Origin of the sequence: Streptomyces sp. NPDC048171, from assembly GCF_043202655.1 — a bacterium.
Taxonomy (GTDB): Bacteria; Actinomycetota; Actinomycetes; order Streptomycetales; family Streptomycetaceae; genus Streptomyces.
The window spans coordinates 1-16,675 of sequence record NZ_JBIDAU010000019.1 but is presented as its reverse complement, the minus strand read 5'-3'; the positions used below and the strand labels follow the sequence as shown (position 1 = coordinate 16,675).

Sequence of the window (16,675 nt, the reverse complement as noted above, 5' to 3'; positions counted from 1 at the left end):
TGACGCAGGAGCAATAGTCAAAGACTTGTGGATCGGCAGTTGCTCAGCTTCGAGTTGATTGGAGCCTGGTGGTTTCTCCGACCGCCGAGAGCTCGTCGCTGAGAGGCTCGGCGGCGGCCGGCGAGGTGATGAGCAGGAGTACCGGCATGTCGGGGTGCTCGTCGTCGTAGAGATCGTCTTCCCCGTCGTCTCCGGCAATGGCGTTCGGCTGGACCTGGAGGCGGGTCGTGTCGGCGAGGGTGGTCAGGAAGCAGACGCCGAGGAGGACCAGCACGAACGAGTGCGCCTGGCCGAGCCGCACCTTCAGGTGGACCCCCTCGGGCCATACGTAGACGAAGTCGCGGTCGGACAGGTCCCGGTCCTGGAAGGCGGCGTGGCCTCGCTCCACTGCTTCGTTGTTGCTTGCTCCGTCCACTAGTACCGTCCCGGAGTGTCGGTCTGCTGGATCGGCGCCGGAGCCGCCGTCTTCTTCATCGCTTCCCGCGCCCTCGTGCGAGACGTGCGCCGACTCCTTACCGGGTCGACCACCTGACAAGCAGCGTCGCTACAACCAGCCCCGGCCCGAGCCCAGGTCGGCAGCGGGCCGAGGCCAGAGGGGTCCCACTGACGTCTTGACCGTCCCACTGAAGGCGCCGGCGCAGCCTGCCCTTGACACCGTGCCAAGCTCACCAGACTGCTCCAACGGGTGTTCTCTGTAGCGCGGCTGCTCTTGGACGGCGAGACACCCGGCACTGTCGACGGCAGTGCCCCGTCGAGATCCGCAGCCGGTTCCGGTCGCGCTGGCACCGCGAAACGCAGGGGATCGCTGCGGCCGATGGGGGCCCACATGATCTCGGCATCAGACCAGACCTTCAGAGTCCTACAGACAAGGGGCCCCGGCGGTAGCTCTCCGCGCTCGTCGATGAAAGCCGTGTCGAGTTATCACCCCATGGCCCACTTCGCCGTGTAAGAAGTGACCCGGCACGCGCATTGCTTAGTGAAGGCACCGATACGAGGAGACGGCGCGTGTCACATGATCAACGCTTCCGGGACGTATACGAGGAGTGCTACCCGCGCGTCCTTGCCTACGCCACGAGCATCGTGGGGCGGCAGATGGGGGAGGACATCACCAGTGAGACTTTCACCGTCGCTTGGCGCAGGCACCATGACGTTCCACAAGCCGCACTGCCCTGGCTGCTGGGAGTGGCACGCAACCTGATCCGCGCCGCCCGGCGCCGGGACAGCCAGCAGTATCTTCTGGCTGCCGAGGAAGCCCGGCTCATCGGCCAAGCGGAATCAGCTGATGTTGCGGCGGACGTAAGTGACCGGCAAGCCGCGCTGCAAGCCCTCAGCAGTCTCTCCGAGTCGGATCGAGAACTGCTCACACTGCTTGCCTGGCACGGTCTGACCACCAAGGAAGCCGCACAGGTCCTCGGTTGCACCATCGCGGCGCTGGCAGTACGGGTGCACCGAGCCCGGCGACGCCTGGAGAAGGCCCTTGAAAGAGCATCGGTCCTGCCGGAGACCCCAGTCCTCAACTCATCGGACCGCCGTTTCCCAGACCGCAAAGGGGCACTGACATGACGAACATCGACAAGCTTGAAGACCGTCGGCTGGATGCCCTTCGCCTTCTGGCCGACGCAAGGCCCGATGAACTGGATCCCGAGCGTCTCGGCGGCTTGCCGCGGCAGAACAACGACCTGGCTGTCATCTTGGCCGAAGCCCCGACATGTCGGCCCCATGCACCGACTCCACCGCTGGCACGGGGATGGAAGGTAGTCGGGACGGCTATTGCCCTGGGCGTCATCACTGCCTCCGCCGTGGTCGCGGTTGAGCACAGTGAGCCGGCGAAGAGCCCACCGCTCCGGCAATCCCGGCCTCAGCCGTCTCCGGCAACTGTTACGGACGCGCGCGTCTTGCTGCTGAGTGCGGCAGACCAAGCTGCCGCAGCACCGTCTGCAGGCAAGTACTGGCGAACCGACACGCGGTCAGAGACCGTGGAGATCGCTGAAGCGGCCGGAAGCCTGTTCGCCGTCACCAGGACCTCGTCAGCACAATGGTCGGTTGGCGTGGACAGTCAGGCGCATAGCCTCCTGGTTACCGGACTCGATTCGATGACGAGGCCTCGCACGGATGCGGACGCCGCTGTGTGGCGCAGCGCGGGGGCACCCGCCTCAGTGAAGTCCGCCGAGCCATTGGGCGGGGGAGACGCATGGCGCTCCATCACGATGGGGGTTCGGCAGCCAACGGTCATGCGGACCAACATCGGTGACAAGATCTACGCCCTTGGCGCGCGCAACCTGACCTATGCCGAGCTACGCGGGCTGTCCTCCGACAAGGACACGTTGTTGCGCCTGCTGAAAGGGCTTCACCCAGGCGCCGAGAGCGAGAGGCACCGTTCAGCGTCGCTTCTGCGTGCAACGGCCGACCTGGTTGCGATGCCAGTGACGTCAAAGGTCCGAGCTGCCGCATACCGGCTGATGGCGGATCTGCCAGGTGTACAGGTGCGAACCGGCGCCCGCGATCCCCTGGGGCGACCGGGCGTCAGTGTGATGTCGCCCCTCGTGAGCCAGACCTTCCTGGGCGGGGTACGCCAGCGACTTGTCGTAGACCCGGCCTCCGGGGAACTGCTGGCTGACCAAACGCTCCTCGTCGAGCCGTCCGTAAAGGCCCAGAGGGTCGGGCTCAAGAAGGGGATGACGGTGAACTACTCCGTGACTGAACGAATGTCCTGGTCCGCCGAACGGGCCGAAGGGACCCTAAGAGGCGCATCAAAGGGGTCGCCTGACGCAGGTGCCTCGCCGCCTCGGTGGCATTGACTGAGAAAATCGCGCTAGGCCGGTTCGTTTGGATCCCTTCCGGTGGCCGAGGTTGTCCTTGAGGCTGTCCGTTATGAGAAGACCGCGACCATCTACCTGGTCGGACTCCGCATCGCGGGCATCTTCCTCTGGTCAGCGCGGTGATCCAAACGAAACTGCCTAGCCCAGCACCCGACAGGCGGATCTACCGGGATCACGGCAGGGAACAGCGCTGCCGTGATCCCGTCATGCGAGGCACCGGGCATCCTGGGGATGCCCGGCATGCCGCCTTGATAGCGTGCAGGAGAGAGTTGATCAGCGCGTCGAGCGTGGCCTCCCGGGCACCGGCACCCCATCCTCTGTCACGTACTTCTTACCGTCGTCGTACTTGGTGATGGTGAAGGAGTCCAGGACGTCGCCGACTTTCTTGTCCGTCGTCGAGCGGTCGTCCCACTTGGCTGCTATCACAGCCTCGTAGCGCAGTTGGTTCTTGCTGACCTTGATGCCTTGGAAGGTAGAGGTGTGTCCGGCGCGCACGACCTCAGTCGCGCCGTTGCGTTTCCAGACGCTTTCGTTCTCAGGGGCCAGCTCGTAGTACTTCGGTCCGGAGACTGCGACGGTGTAGACCGGCCCAGTGGTCAGGCCCGGGGTGTCGGTGGCGTCGGCATCGACGTACCCGCGGGAGTACACATGATCGTGGCCCATGAGGACCAAGTCGATGTCGTTGCGCTGAAAGACCGGCAGCCAGGCGTCCCGGACAGGCTTCTCGTCCCGTCCCTCAGCGGCCGAGAACACCGGCTGGTGGAAGACCGCTACAGCCCACTTGTTCGGATTGTTCCTCAGGGCATGGTCCAGCCAGCGTCCCTGGAGATCGAGCCACAGCTTCTCCGGATCGGGACAGTCCTGACTGCACGCCGGCAGCCATGGAGGTGTCATCATCGAACGGGCGTCACCGGTGCTGGCGTTGAGAGTGAGGAACCTGACGCCCTGGTAGTCCGTGTAATAGGCGGTCTCAGTGATGACCTTGGCCATATGCGCCTCGTACACTGCGCGTTGCCGCTCGGCCGGTGTCGTGCCTGCAATGCCATCCGCTCGTGGACCGTTGGCCGGGAACTCGAACGTTGACTTCCAGGTGCGTAGGAAGGTGTCGCCGGAGTACTCGTGATTGCCTGGGGCGGCGATGACGTTGCTGGTCTGGCTGTAGCCGTTCATGGCTCCGAACCAGTCCCGCCATTCGCTGTCGTTCCCGCTGGTGTTGACCAGGTCGCCAGCGTTGACGCTACCAGCAGCATCGGGGTACCGCTCGTACGCCTGCTTCACCACCGGAGCCCATCGCGATGCCAGGTCGTTCTGAGCATCGCCGAAGTACAGGAAGGTGAAGTCTTCGCCGGGGCGTTCTGCACTGGTGAAGGAGTAGGTCGGACTGAACAGCCTGCCAGTACCGACTTGGTACTCGTACGTGGTGCCCGGCCGCAGATCGTTCATCACAGCGGAGTGCGTACGGGTCGGGATACCGGCACTGACGAGTTCGTCATTGGAGCGGGCCTTGCCTGTACGCCAGCTCTGATCGCCGACCTTGCGGAAGCGTACTTCGCCCGCTGTGACAGCGGCGGCGGTGCGCCAGGTGACGGCCTGCGAGGAGTGCGGTGTTCCAGTTGGTGTGAGCACGGTCCGCTCCGGGACTGCTCCGGGTACTTCCATGCCTTGCTTGGTCGTCAGCGCCACATCGAAGATGTGCATGATGCCGCGGTCCGTGCTGCGGGGCAGGACGACCGAGGCGACTCGCTTGGTCGGGTCGAGCTGCCGGGGGACGGTACCGAAGACTTTGGTCTCGACGGTGTCGCTGCCGCCGGCGGCGCGGTTGCGGCCGACGGTGGTTATCAGCGGGGTGTTGCCGAACTGGTAGGTGGTTCCGGGGGTCCAGTCGGTGAACTGAACGCCCACTTCCTGAGTGGACCCGTCGGTGTACTCGACGATAGCGCTGCCCTGGGAGGGCCCGTTGGTGGCGAGGCCGAGGAAAGAGACGCCGGTGGCCCGGACGTCGCCCATGTCGATCCGCTGGCCGTGCGGGATCCAGTTGTCGGGCTGTCCCTGCTCACTCTTCGGCCACGTGAACGTGACTCCGGTATCGCCGTGGGGGATGCGGCCCCCAGGGGCCGCGCCGGCTGCGGCCAGGCGCTCGCGGGAGAGGGAGTTGTCACTTACGTCCAGCGACCCGGTGTTGCCGGCCCCGTCCGGTGTCGTGCCCACATTGTTCCGAGCGTTGCTGCCGTCGGTGTGCGACGGCGGGACGTCTGACGCCCGAGCGCCCCAGGTGCCCTGCCGTGTGGACGTGGTCAGGCGGATGTCGCCGCCCTTGCGAGTGAAGTCCTCGTTCAGCCACGAGCGTGTGGTGGAGCGCCCGTCGATCTTCATCTCCGTGACATACGGCTTGGTGGAAGCTCCTTCAGCGTTGATCACGATGCGGCGGCGGCTGTCAGCGCTGTCAATGACGACGCGGTCGAACCGCGGGCCGCTGACGACCAGGTCTGCTGTGCCGGGGATGGCGGGATAGAGGCCGACGTTGGCCCAGACGTACCAGGAGCTGAGCGACCCGAGGTCGTCGTTGCCGGGCAGGCCGGAGGGCGTCGTGTTGTACATCTCAGTGGAGGCGCGGTTCAGGGCCTCACGGGCCTTGTTCGGCTGACGGAGCCAGTGGTACACGTAAGGGGCGCCGAAGCTGGGCTGGTTGCTGAGATATGCGCCGCGTGTGTTGTAGACGCCGGCGTCAAGCGCGCTGAGGTGTTCGTCCAGTGCGAGCGTCGAGATGTCCAGGCCACCGCGCTGGTCGATGAGCGTGCCGACGTTGTGCGGGACCATCCACCCGTACTGCCAGCCTGTGGCCTGCTCGAACTGGTCACCGCGCTCGGCGAGGTTGAACCCCCGGTCGAAGCCGTTGCGGTCTCGAGGACGGATATGACGGCTGACCTCGTCGAAGACGTTCTGCCAGTTCTGCGCGCGGGCCATGAAACGGTCGTAGGCCGTCCTGTCGCCCAGGCGCTTGGCGAGCTGGGCGATACCGAAGTCGTTGACCGCGTATTCAAGCGTCTTCGAGGTGGCGGCGTCGGCCTTGCGGTTCTCGATGAAGCCGACGCTCATGTACTGGTAGCCGTGACGGCGCAGGGTTTGGTCGGCGGGCAGGGTCTGGGTGGCCTTCATCGACTCCAGGGCCGCCCGGCGGTCGTAGTCGGTGCTGCCGAAGGCGTCCACGGAGGACAGCAGGGACTGCAGGGAGTCACCGCTCATCTTCTGCTGAAGCTGGTTCAGGTGTGGCCAGTTAGGCCATTTGCCGCTTTGCTTCACCATGTCGGTGATCGACTGGTTGATGTCGCTGCCGACCTTCGGGAAGAGCAGCGCGACGAGCTGCGCCTGGCTGCGGTAGGAGTCCCAGCCGGCGTAGGTGACGTAGTGGTGACGCCCCTTGGCGACTTTGTGGACCTTGCCGTCGTACCCCGGGTATTCACCGCTGACGTCATCGAAGGTGTTGGGGTGCAGCAGCGCGTGGTAGAGGGCGGTGTAGAACTTGGTCCGCTAGTCCTTGGTGCCGCCGTCGATCCGGACGGTGTCCAGGGCGGCACGCCATGCGTCCTCGGCATCTTCGCGGACGTTGTCGAAGTCGTCGCGTGAAGAGACTTCGTGGGCGGCGTTCTGGGCGGCGCCCGCGATGCTGACGTAGCTGAGGCCGACCTTGGAGGTGACCTTGGCGCCCTTGTCGAAGACGAGATACGCGCCGGCGCCGTGCTTGGCCTCTGCGGCCCGCGCGGTGGCAGAGCCGGGGGTGACGTTGCCGCCTTCCCAGGTTCCGTGCGAGCGGATCGGCTTGTCGAACGTGGCTGAGAAGTACGCGCGGTAGCGTCCGCCCTCGTCACAGATGGATGCTGCCTCGACCCAGCCCTCAACCGTGTTGCTGCTGCGGACGGTCACTTCGCTGCCGAAGACCCGGTTGTTGGAGCCGGCGACATCGAGGATCAGGGTGGAGCTGTCCGCCTTGGGGAAATCGAAGCTGCTGACCGCGGTGCGTGTGCTGGCGGTCAACTCCGTAGTGACATCGTTGTCAGTCGTTACGGAGTAGTACCCGGGCGCCGCCTGCTCATGGGAGTGGTCGAAGCCGAGGTAGTAGTCGGAGATGCTGCCTGCGGGACTGGTCGGCAGCGCGCCGCCGGGCAGCGGTCCGGTGTACGGCACGAGGGGGAAGTCGAAACCGCTGAAGCGGCCCTCGCAGCCCGTGCCGGACAGGCGCGTCATACCGAAACCGCGGAGCTTGTCGGCGGTGTACTCGTACCCGCCCTTCTGGTCGCCGTCGGAGGACCGCAAGGTGGCAGGACTCGACTGCACCATGCCGAAGGGAGCGGTGGCCCCGGGCCAGGTGTTGCCGTAGGCGCTGTTGCCCTTGTTCTGCGAGGGGTCCAGGCGGGTTCCGATGAAGGGATCGACTGCATCGAACGCGCTGAGCCGGGAGGTTGCTTCAGCGCTGTCTGTGACGGGCGGAACGAACGCGAGGGAAGCGAGGGCGAGGGTGACCGCAGCGAATCTGCGTCCGTTTGCCCGAGGGAAGGGGGCGCGCTTGCGGAGCGAGCGCCCGTGTGATGTCCACATCTGGGATGCGGCGCCTTTCGATGAATGACCATGCGCAGCGAATGCGACGCTATGACTGGCTCACGCTTACGGCAGACATTTTCCATGGCCGGGCGATCATGCGACAGCTTGGTGAACAGAGACTGAAGAGAGCAGAGAGTCAGTTGCTCGCTCGGCTGCTGAGGTGGACCGACCGACGGCTGTCGCATCAGCGCAATCGAAGGCCTTGAGGCGAACAGGCTACACGCACGTGCCATGTTGAATGAAGAAACACCTGTTTGCCCCCCCACTGGGCAAAGCGCAATCACCTCGTACATGCGGCGTATTCTCTGCGCATGCGTACCTATCGGACAGCGAAGGCGGCTTCCCAACCGGGCGTCAACGCCGCTACCGCCAGGGCGTCTGCTCGACGGGCAGACTCGCTGCTGAACGCGACGAGTTCCGTCACCGGACCGCCCGTGGCACGTCTTTGCGGTGGACGCCCGAGACCAGCGTGGGATCGAGCGGGGCCTTTCGCTTACTCGGCCCGTAACGACCCTCACAAACGTGCCGGCCCACGTCGTGCCCAGGCCGGGCCACCGCTGTGCTGGGCCAGCCAGCGCACCCGGCTAGAAGTCGGACCAAGTCCCACGTAGCGGGTTATCTCAAGAGAGAGGAACCGTGATGACCCCTTCCATCCGCAGGGTGCTTCACGTGAACGCCGCAGGCGTCGCTGCTCTGATGGCTCTGAGCGCGTGCTCTTCCTCCGACCGGGAGTCCAGCGCCTCCTCCCCAGCCAGCGGTTCGGGCGACGTGTCGGGAACAATGAACGTTTTTGCCGCGGCCTCACTGACGGAGAGCTTCACGGCTCTGGGCGATCGGTTCGAAAAGCAGCACCCCGGCACGAAGGTCGTCTTCAACTTCGGGGGCAGTGACTCGCTCGCCGCAGGCATCACCAGTGGCGCGCCGGCCGACGTCTTTGCCTCTGCCAGCTCCAAGACGATGAGGACCGTTACCGACGCCGGGGACGCTGCGGGTACACCAGTCACCTTCGTCCGAAACGAATTGGAGATCGCCGCCCTCCCCGGCAACCCGGCCAACTTCGACTCCTTGAAGAGCCTCACCTCCCCAGAGGTGAAGGTGGTGCTGTGCGACAAGACGGTGCCATGCGGCGCCGCCACCCAAAAGGCCCTGAGTGCCCCCGGCCTCCTCCTCACCCCGGTCTCCTACGAAGAGGACGTCAAATCCGCCCTCAACAAGGTGGTGCTCAAGGAGGCCGACGCCACCGTCGTCTACAGGACTGACGTGCAGGCGGCCGGTGAGAAAGTGGAGGGCGTGGACTTCCCCGAGGCGGCCGATGCCATCAACGACTACCCGATCACTCTGCTCAACGACGCACCCAACCCCGCGGCGGGCCGCGCCTTCATCGAGCTGGTGCGGTCGCCCGAAGGCCGGAAGGTGTTGACCGAGTCGGGGTTCACCGCGCCGTGACACTGCCGTACAAGCCCGCCGCCGAGAGCCGCCTCCGCAGGAACGGGCCGCGGCTGCGCCACACTCTGCCTCCGCTGCCGCTTCTCGTGCCCGCCCTGGTCGGACTGACGTTTCTGCTGCTCCCGCTGGTCGCACTGTTCATCCGTGCGCCTTGGACGAGCATGCCCCAACTGCTGACCACCCCGGAGGTATGGGAGGCGCTGCGGCTCTCGTTGATCTGCGCGACGACGGCGACGGTGGTGAGCATGGTGGTCGGTGTCCCGCTGGCCTGGCTGCTGGCCCGAGTCAATTTTCCGGGCCGGGGTCTAGTCCGGGCTCTGGTGACACTGCCGCTGGTACTGCCACCGGTCGTCGGCGGTGTCGCCCTGCTGATGGCACTGGGCCGCACCGGCGTCGTAGGCCAGTGGCTCGATGCTTGGTTCGGCATTACGCTGCCGTTCACCACCACAGGTGTCGTCCTGGCCGAAGCGTTCGTGGCGATGCCATTCCTCGTCATCAGCGTCGAGGGCACGCTCCGCGCCGCCGACCCGCGCTACGAGGAGGCCGCCACGACACTCGGCGCCTCCCGCTTCACCGCGTTCCGGCGGGTGACTCTGCCGCTGATCGCGCCGGGCGTCGCCGCCGGCGCTGTCCTGGCCTGGGCCCGAGCACTGGGTGAGTTCGGGGCGACGATCACATTTGCCGGGAACTTCCCGGGCCGCACCCAGACCATGCCCCTTGCTGTTTACCTCGCGATGCAGAGCGACCCGGAGGCGGCCGTTGCCGTCAGCCTGGTACTGCTAGCTGTGTCCATTGCCGTACTCGCCGGACTACGTGACCGCTGGATGACCACTTCATGACCGGCACCGAGAAGATCGCCAAGAGCAGGGACGCGAACGCCGGACGGCAGGGGCTCGACGCCCGGCTCGTGGTCGAGCGCGGCGCATTTCGCCTCGACGTGACACTGACTGCCTTGCCTGGGGATGTCATCGCCCTGCTTGGCCCCAACGGCGCTGGCAAGACCACCGCTTTGCGGGCCCTCGCCGGTCTCCTCCCGCTCTCAGACGGCCATCTCTCCCTTGATGGGAGCGAGTTGCATCGTATGCGGCCAGAGATGCGGCCGGTCGGGGTTGTCTTCCAGGACTACCTTCTCTTCCCTCACCTCACCGCACTGGACAATGTCGCCTTTGGTCTTCGCTGCCGAGGCATGGCCAAGTCGAAAGCCCGCGTTGTGGCCGCCGACTGGCTGGACCGCCTGGGGCTCACCGAGCACGCCGGAGCGAAGCCACGCCGGCTTTCCGGTGGCCAGGCCCAGCGCGTCGCCCTCGCCCGGGCGCTTGCCACCGACCCGCGACTCCTGCTCCTCGACGAACCCCTCGCCGCTTTGGACGCCCGCACCCGGCTTGAGGTCCGCGCCCAGCTCCGCCACCACTTGGCCGACTTTGAGGCCGTCGCCGTGCTCGTCACCCACGATCCGTTGGAGGCGATGGTCCTCGCCGAGCACCTCGTCGTTGTCGAGGAAGGCCGTGTCGTCCAGCAGGGCAGCCCCTCCCACATCGCCCGTCACCCACGCACCGACTACATCGCACACTTGGTCGGCCTCAACCTCTACCAGGGGCAAGCGAAAGGCCACACGGTACGGCTCGACGAGGGCCCCCTGATCACAACCTCCGAAGAGTTGACCGGGCCGGTGTTCGTCGCCTTCCCTCCCAGCGCGGTCACGTTGCACGCCGACCGCCCCACCAGCTCTAGCGCCCGCAACGCCTGGCGATGCGAAGTAGCCGGCCTGCAGAGCCACGGAGACCAGATCCGCGTCGACCTCACAGGCGAACTCCCACTTGCCGCCGACCTGACCCCCATCGCCGCCGCCGAACTGCGCCTGCACGCCGGCGCCGCAGTCTGGGCGACGGTCAAGGCCACACAGACCCACGTTTACCAAAGCTGACGAGACGAGCCCAGGCAGGGCCTGACTGACTCAGCGATGCAGCCCGCAGCAGCTGACCCCATGCCTCCACCAGCGCGGTCGTCGATCTGCTCGCCGCACGGGCACCAGGACTGCTGACGACTCTGCGCAAGCATGATCCCGACGGCACCCTCGCCGAGTGCGACCGGGTCGGCGACGGCCGGGCCGACTACTCCCACAAACACCGCAGCACGGTGTGAACGTGCAGTTCATCTGCGATCCCGCCTGCCGGCTGCTGTGGCTCTCGCACGCCCTGCCGGGCCGCACCCGCGACCTGACCGCCGCCCGCACCGACCGGATCATCCGGCTCTGCGAGTGTCAGGGCCTTCCCGTCGTGGCCGATCTCGCCTACCAGGGCGCCGGAGCTGGCTGACCACCGGCATCAAAGGCAGCCGCTCCCGGAACTGACGCCCGCCGAGGAGACCCGCAACCGAGCTCAATTCGGCGCGCTCTGAGCCGAGGCAGCCCCTGGAGACCGCGTGGGCCGGTTGTCGCTGTCCTCGCGGCTGCAGGCGGCAGTGGCCGGGCTCGCCAAGGTCTAACAACGTCAAGCGCCTTGAATGACGCGATCAGATGCCAGGAAGTATGATTTGCGATAACTAAATGTGTGATGCAGTCAGTTGCAATTGGTTAGTTTTGCTAGATTAGTGGCCTGAACAGTGCCTAGGAGGGTGAGTGAGCCAGGGGAAAGCGCAGGGTTCGACGAGCGTGACTGAGGCACGGAATGAGCTCTTCTCGCTGGTGAAGCGCACCGAGGTGGAGGGGCGTACGACGCTGATCCACAAGCACCGTGAGCGTGCGCTGCTGGCTCCCCTCGACCGGCTTCCGGCCGCACGGAAGGCGGACGCGTTCCCCTCCCACGCGCTGAGTGCGGCGCAGAAGGACTTCGGGGAACTCCTCACCCTGGCCGCTCAGGGCCAGCCGCAGGTGCTCCGCCGCGGCCGTACCCCAGTCGCTGTGCTCCTCCCTGTCGACGCCGCATCAGGCGTCGTGTTGTCCGACACCGCCGCGCACCCCACCAGCGCGGCATCCGCAGGAGGTGCGGTGAACAGCCCACAGGACCAGGACAGTGGCCGCGCACCGCGCAGGCTCGCCACGCTCGGCGATGCCATCGGCGCCGCGCTCGCCTCCGGCCCGGCCGGCGGACCCACATTTGGACTGGCCGGCCTGGACGCTGCAACGGGAGGCCTGCAGCCCGGACGGCTGACACTCGTAGCGGCCGCACCGAACGTCGGCGGGAGCCTGCTCGGCCTGGCCGCCGCACGGCAGACCGCGCTCGTGGACAACCAGCGCGTCCTGTACGCGGCTTCGGGCCCCAACCAGTCCGACGTCATGCGCCGCATCATCTCCGCGGAGACCGGGGGTGACTACCCGCGCCTGAAACAAGGCCGCCTCACCCAGCACGAGCAGAAGCTGGCGCAGGAGCTCGTGCAGGCGCCGCTGCTGATCGACGACGGCAGCGACCTGACCGCTGAGGCGATCGCGGAAACCGCCCCCTACGTCCAAGACCTGGCCCTGGTCGTCGTAGACCGCCTGCAGGCCTCACACAACGCCCGCCTGCCCCTCTCGGGTGACCGTCTCCCCGCCGCCTCTCAGACCTTGGCCGCCCTCGCGCGGACCGTGCAGGTACCGGTGCTCGCGATCGTGGACAGCGACGACCCCGCGCTCCTCGCGCTCCTGGACGCCGACGTCCTCCTGACGCTCACGCCGACCGAGGATCCTGCCAAGGTCCACGTGAGCGTCACCGAGCGCGACTTCGGCATGATCGCGTCTGCCTGCCTGAGCCCTGATCTGCTGCACGCCCGGTTCCTCGACGCCGACGCACCCGCCGCCGTCCCCGCGGACAGCGCACACCCAGTGGAGGGTCTGGGCAGCGCGGTGGAGAGGGAAGTGGCCGAGGCGGCACTCGCCTACACCTCCGGCGCCCACCAGGGACTGCCGGCCGCCCTCACGCACGTGCTGTCCGCGCTGCGCACCGCGCTGGCCGCGGGCGACCCCAAGGCCCTGGCCGAACTCGGGCCGTCCCTGGCGCAGGCAGCCGCAGCCCCGCCGCAGATGCCCGAGACCCCCGAAGGCCGCCGCCTCGCCGCAGCGCTGGCTGCCTACGCCGCCGTCGAGACCGCCGGCACCCGAGAACAGGGCGTCGCCGTGAACCCGTCCGCGGGCAGCACCAACGACGTGGAGGACGAGGCCGGCTCGGAGACGGACGTGGAGATCCAGCCAGGAGACGAGGAGGACGAGCCGGAAGGCGCCGTCTTCCCCGCACTGAAACTCCTCAAGGACGCCGTCACCCGCTCGAAGATGCACCCGATCAAGGTCATCCGCATCGAGGACCGGGCCAGCGGCCCCTGGCCCCTGATCAGCGAGCACATGGACGGCGAACCACGCTGGACCCATCCCGACGTCACCAGCACGCGGGTACCCTTCACCCGCGGCAACGGCAAGCGGGTCCGCCGGGACCAGCTACAAGTGCCTGCCTCCTACGGCGACGGCCTCCTGTGCCTGATCGACCGCAACGGCAGCTACCCGTCGGCCTGCTCGGCCGTACCCCTGGCGCCGAACAAACTGCTGCACACCGGCCGGCTCGAGGCGTTCGACAAGAGCCAGGCCGGCATCTACCTCATCGACATCCCCCAGTGGACCCGCACCGACATGCCGCACCCGCTGGGGCGGATCACCGACCGGCCCGACAAACACGGCCGCGTGTGGGTCACCACCCCGCACCTCAAGCAGCTCGCCAGACTCACCCGCGACGGACACCTCGCCGCCATGCCACGCATCCACGACTCCTGGACGGGCAAAGCCAACGAGTCCCTGTTCAAGCCCTTCTACGAAGCTTCCCGCAAGGCACGTACCGAACTCGTCGAGACCGGCGGCGAACCGTACAAGACGTACAAGACGCGGCTGTCCATCGCCCTGCGTCTCCTGTGGCCCAAGCGCCCCGAACAGCGCTCCCCGTTCTGGCGGCCGGACTGGCGCATGAGCATGGTCGCCGAGGCATCCGTGCGCCACTGGACCGTCGCCTTCAAGGCCGTCCAGGAAGGCCACACCCTCCTCGCCCTGCGCAACGTCGACGCCGCCGTCTTCTGGACCCCCGACGACACACCGCCCACCACCTACCGCATCGGAACCGGCTTCGGCGAAGTCAAGGCCAAGTTCATCCAGCCCGGCGAGATCATCCCCGAAGGTGACGACTGATGGCCGGCCCCACCGGCCGCGGCCAATCCCTCGGCAGCGCCCTCAACGACCTCCTGCGCGCCCAGGTCACCCCCCGCCACCGCCTGACCTCCTACAACGCCAAGCACTGGCACGCCCAGCTCTCCCAGCTCACCGCAACCCATCGCGGACATCAGGCCCTGGCGGACGCCGGCCTCGACGTGACCGCCAAGACCCTCCTCAACTGGCTCTCCGACCCCGAGTACAGCGTCCGCCGCAGCTACCGCGACCTCATCCACACCGCATACGAGAACGTAGCCGTCGTCCCCGCCGACCCCATCCCCGACCACATCAAGAACGGCCAGTACGAGATCAGCGGCTATGTCACCACCGGCACCGACCGCCGCGAACGCGGAACACCCCACGCCGCGCCCCTGCGCATCGACGGAAGCAGGGGCGACTGGGGCCCGATCGAGGCGCTCTGGATGACCGGCGAGCTCACCGACGACGAGTTCGAGGACCAGTTCATCGACGACGTCATCGTGCAGGACATCGGCGAAGGCACCGACGGATGGGAATTCGACGGAGGCCTCTACTCCGTTGAACTCAGGTAGCACACGCCAGGAAACCGGCTTCAGATGCGCCTCAACGTCGGAAGACCGGGGAAGAACCAGGGGAGGGGAGTCATGCCATGTCGGCGACCCATCTTGGTCCGAGCTCTGAGGCGCCTATTAGGTCCTGGGCCGCCCGCGGCACGCATGGGCGGCGCTCACCGTGTTGCTGTTGTTGACCCTGGCGGTCGGCGCTCAGCGGGCCATGGTCGCCGACGCGCTGGCGGGCGCCCTGTCCCCCTCCTGCTTCCCCAATCTGGTCGCCGACCCGGCAGAGCAGGCCGACGGACTGCAGCAGGCCGACGGGCTGCGCTTCCAGCGCGTACACACGCTTGGCGTGAGTGCTGGCCAGCTCGGTCGTTGGTGCGGTCATGGTGGGGGCCTTGCTGATGTCAGGCAGTGGGCGGGCGAACTCGAGGCGATGCATGAGCGGTTCGGGCGCTGGCTTCAACCGGGAGGAAGCGCGTCAGTCGGCGCTTGAGGGCCCGGGGCAGTGCGCTGCATTGCTCGTGCGGAGATTTCAGGTTTCGAGTTCGACGATTGAGAGTTGTCCCGCAATGCTCAGTTGCGTGCAAACAAGGCGGATAATCTGCTGGCGGCGGGGGCGGGCGGCCCCGCCTATGCTTCGGCCATGCAGCAGCCTCGATCCATAGCAATGACCGACAATGACCTGGTTGCGGCGTTCCCACACCAGCTTGCCGATGATGTTCACACGGTCTTGGCGGCCATGCCGCAGGCCCGGATTGCACCAGTGTCGCCGTTCTCGGTGCACGTAGGCGATGAAGCCGTGGCCATTCCGTATCGGATCTATCAGGATGAGCTGCCCGTCGACGTGATGCGCTCGTTGACGGGGGTGCAGCAGACGATCCTGCACTGCCTGTACTCACGGCATAGCGACGGGCTGGTCCGCCAGCGTCACCTGGAGCAGATCACCAGTTCCGACGAACCGTGGGTGGTGCCGTTCGTGATGCAGTTGGCCGGCGAGTACGTCTTGGAGATCCTGGAGTCCATCCAGCACGGCCTTTCCGATCTGCCCTCCAAGCGGTCTGCCCAGCGGCTGGCATACGGGGACTTTATCGCTCGGAATTCGGGGTTTTTCGCGCGGACTGAGCGCCGGGTGGTGAGCTACTGGTCCTGCTACTACCGGTGGAAGTTCCCCGTGTTCGGCACATACCCGGGCTGTCATGTGCTGGATCTGCTGCGGGCCGCCGCAATCGACCGCACGGGGAGGCCATGGCCCCGCCACACGCCCGCGGGCTAACGGCGGGGACTGGTCTGTGAGATGAACACCGTCGCCGTCACCCGGTGAGTGCGAGGTTGTGCAGGTGGGCGATGCCGAGCACGGCGTGGTGGACGCCGTCGCCTTTCAGTCGGCAGTCGCGAAGGGTCTTCCACGTCTTCATGCGGGCGAAGACGTGCTCGACACGGGCCAGGACCTGCTTGTGGGACTTGTTGTGCGCCTGCTTCCAGGCGGGCAGTTCCTCGCTCCTCCTGTGGTGGCGATGTGGGATGACCAGCCCTGTTCCCTGGTAGCTGCCGTCGGCGATGGTGGTCGTGGTGCCGACGGCGGTCTTGGCGCCGGACTCGCGCCAGGCTTGGCAGTCGTTGCGGTTGCCGGGCAAGGGCTGGCCGACCACTACGATCAGGCGGGTGTCGGCGTCGATGACCACCTGATGATTGGTGGAGTAGCGATAGTTCTTCGACTGCTCTGCGATCTTGTGGTCGCGGGTGGGCACCAACGTGCCGTCGACGATGAGAACCGTATCCCTTCGGAACCGCTTCCTGGATTGCAGGGCCAGTAACGGACCAGTGCGGTCGATGATGCGATCGGCCGCTGACTTCGAGATCCCAAACAGTGGGGCAAGTTGGCGCAGGGTCAGGTTGGTGCGCCAGTACGCCGTGACCAGCAGCACTCGATCCTCCAGCGGCAGGCTCTACGGCCGACCGCGGCGGCATACGTCGCCGCCCGCGCGCCGCAACTGACGCATCAGCTTGGCAAACACCCGCGGGCTTACAACGGCTAACACAATGAGGTGGATGAGTCCTGGTTGCCGTGTCCGGCACGGGAGTTGAGCGTTTGTTCGGTGTGGGGACGTCGCCGTGGA

General features: G+C 66.6%; 10 protein-coding genes and 3 pseudogenes. 10 read left to right on the top strand and 3 right to left on the bottom strand.

The window, feature by feature from the left end; translation table 11 throughout:
* Positions 1-43: 43 nt before the first annotated feature.
* Positions 44-388, bottom strand: coding sequence for a hypothetical protein (locus ACGF3J_RS36540; RefSeq protein WP_393855885.1), 345 nt, complete (start codon positions 386-388; stop codon positions 44-46).
* A 617-nt stretch (positions 389-1,005) separates the two neighbouring features.
* Here ACGF3J_RS36540 and ACGF3J_RS36535 point away from each other — a divergent pair.
* Entirely contained in the window at positions 1,006-1,563 is a 558-nt protein-coding gene (locus tag ACGF3J_RS36535) for an RNA polymerase sigma factor (RefSeq protein ID WP_393855820.1), read from the top strand.
* Positions 1,560-2,798: a CU044_5270 family protein gene (locus ACGF3J_RS36530; RefSeq protein WP_393855819.1), complete on the top strand. Its 1,239-nt coding sequence runs from the start codon at positions 1,560-1,562 to the stop codon at positions 2,796-2,798. The genes ACGF3J_RS36535 and ACGF3J_RS36530 overlap by 4 nt, the downstream gene beginning before the upstream one ends.
* A 294-nt stretch (positions 2,799-3,092) precedes the next feature.
* Here ACGF3J_RS36530 and ACGF3J_RS36525 read toward each other — a convergent pair.
* Positions 3,093-7,412 (bottom strand): annotated as a pseudogene (locus ACGF3J_RS36525) (GH92 family glycosyl hydrolase).
* Positions 7,413-8,054: 642 nt separating this feature from the next.
* Between ACGF3J_RS36525 and modA the strand changes: the two are divergent.
* The 8 genes and pseudogenes from modA to ACGF3J_RS36485 all read left to right on the top strand — a co-directional run bounded on the left by modA (position 8,055) and on the right by ACGF3J_RS36485 (position 15,831).
* Positions 8,055-8,861 carry a molybdate ABC transporter substrate-binding protein gene (modA, locus tag ACGF3J_RS36520; protein ID WP_393855818.1) on the top strand — a complete coding sequence of 269 codons (807 nt, stop codon included), beginning with the start codon at positions 8,055-8,057 and terminating at the stop codon, positions 8,859-8,861.
* A complete protein-coding gene (locus ACGF3J_RS36515) occupies positions 8,858-9,700 on the top strand; it encodes an ABC transporter permease (protein WP_393855817.1) in 843 nt (280 codons plus the stop codon). The genes modA and ACGF3J_RS36515 overlap by 4 nt, the downstream gene beginning before the upstream one ends.
* The gene (locus ACGF3J_RS36510; protein WP_393855816.1) at positions 9,697-10,785 is read left to right on the top strand and encodes an ABC transporter ATP-binding protein; all 1,089 of its coding nucleotides are present in this window, start codon (positions 9,697-9,699) and stop codon (positions 10,783-10,785) included. Before ACGF3J_RS36515 ends, ACGF3J_RS36510 begins: the two co-directional genes overlap by 4 nt.
* A gap of 59 nt (positions 10,786-10,844) precedes the next feature.
* A pseudogene (locus ACGF3J_RS36505) lies at positions 10,845-11,240 on the top strand (transposase family protein); the annotation flags it as partial.
* 271 nt (positions 11,241-11,511) lie between these two features.
* A complete protein-coding gene (locus tag ACGF3J_RS36500; RefSeq protein WP_393855815.1) occupies positions 11,512-14,001 on the top strand; it encodes a DnaB-like helicase C-terminal domain-containing protein in 2,490 nt (829 codons plus the stop codon).
* Positions 14,001-14,573: a hypothetical protein gene (locus ACGF3J_RS36495; RefSeq protein WP_393855814.1), complete on the top strand. Its 573-nt coding sequence runs from the start codon at positions 14,001-14,003 to the stop codon at positions 14,571-14,573. Before ACGF3J_RS36500 ends, ACGF3J_RS36495 begins: the two co-directional genes overlap by 1 nt.
* 160 nt (positions 14,574-14,733) lie before the next feature.
* Positions 14,734-15,051: a hypothetical protein gene (locus ACGF3J_RS36490; RefSeq protein WP_393855813.1), complete on the top strand. Its 318-nt coding sequence runs from the start codon at positions 14,734-14,736 to the stop codon at positions 15,049-15,051.
* Positions 15,052-15,117: 66 nt separating this feature from the next.
* Complete coding sequence (locus ACGF3J_RS36485) at positions 15,118-15,831, top strand: hypothetical protein (RefSeq protein WP_393855812.1); 714 nt, start codon at positions 15,118-15,120, stop codon at positions 15,829-15,831.
* 37 nt (positions 15,832-15,868) lie between these two features.
* Here ACGF3J_RS36485 and ACGF3J_RS36480 read toward each other — a convergent pair.
* Positions 15,869-16,609, bottom strand: a pseudogene (locus tag ACGF3J_RS36480) (transposase).
* Positions 16,610-16,675 lie beyond the last annotated feature (66 nt).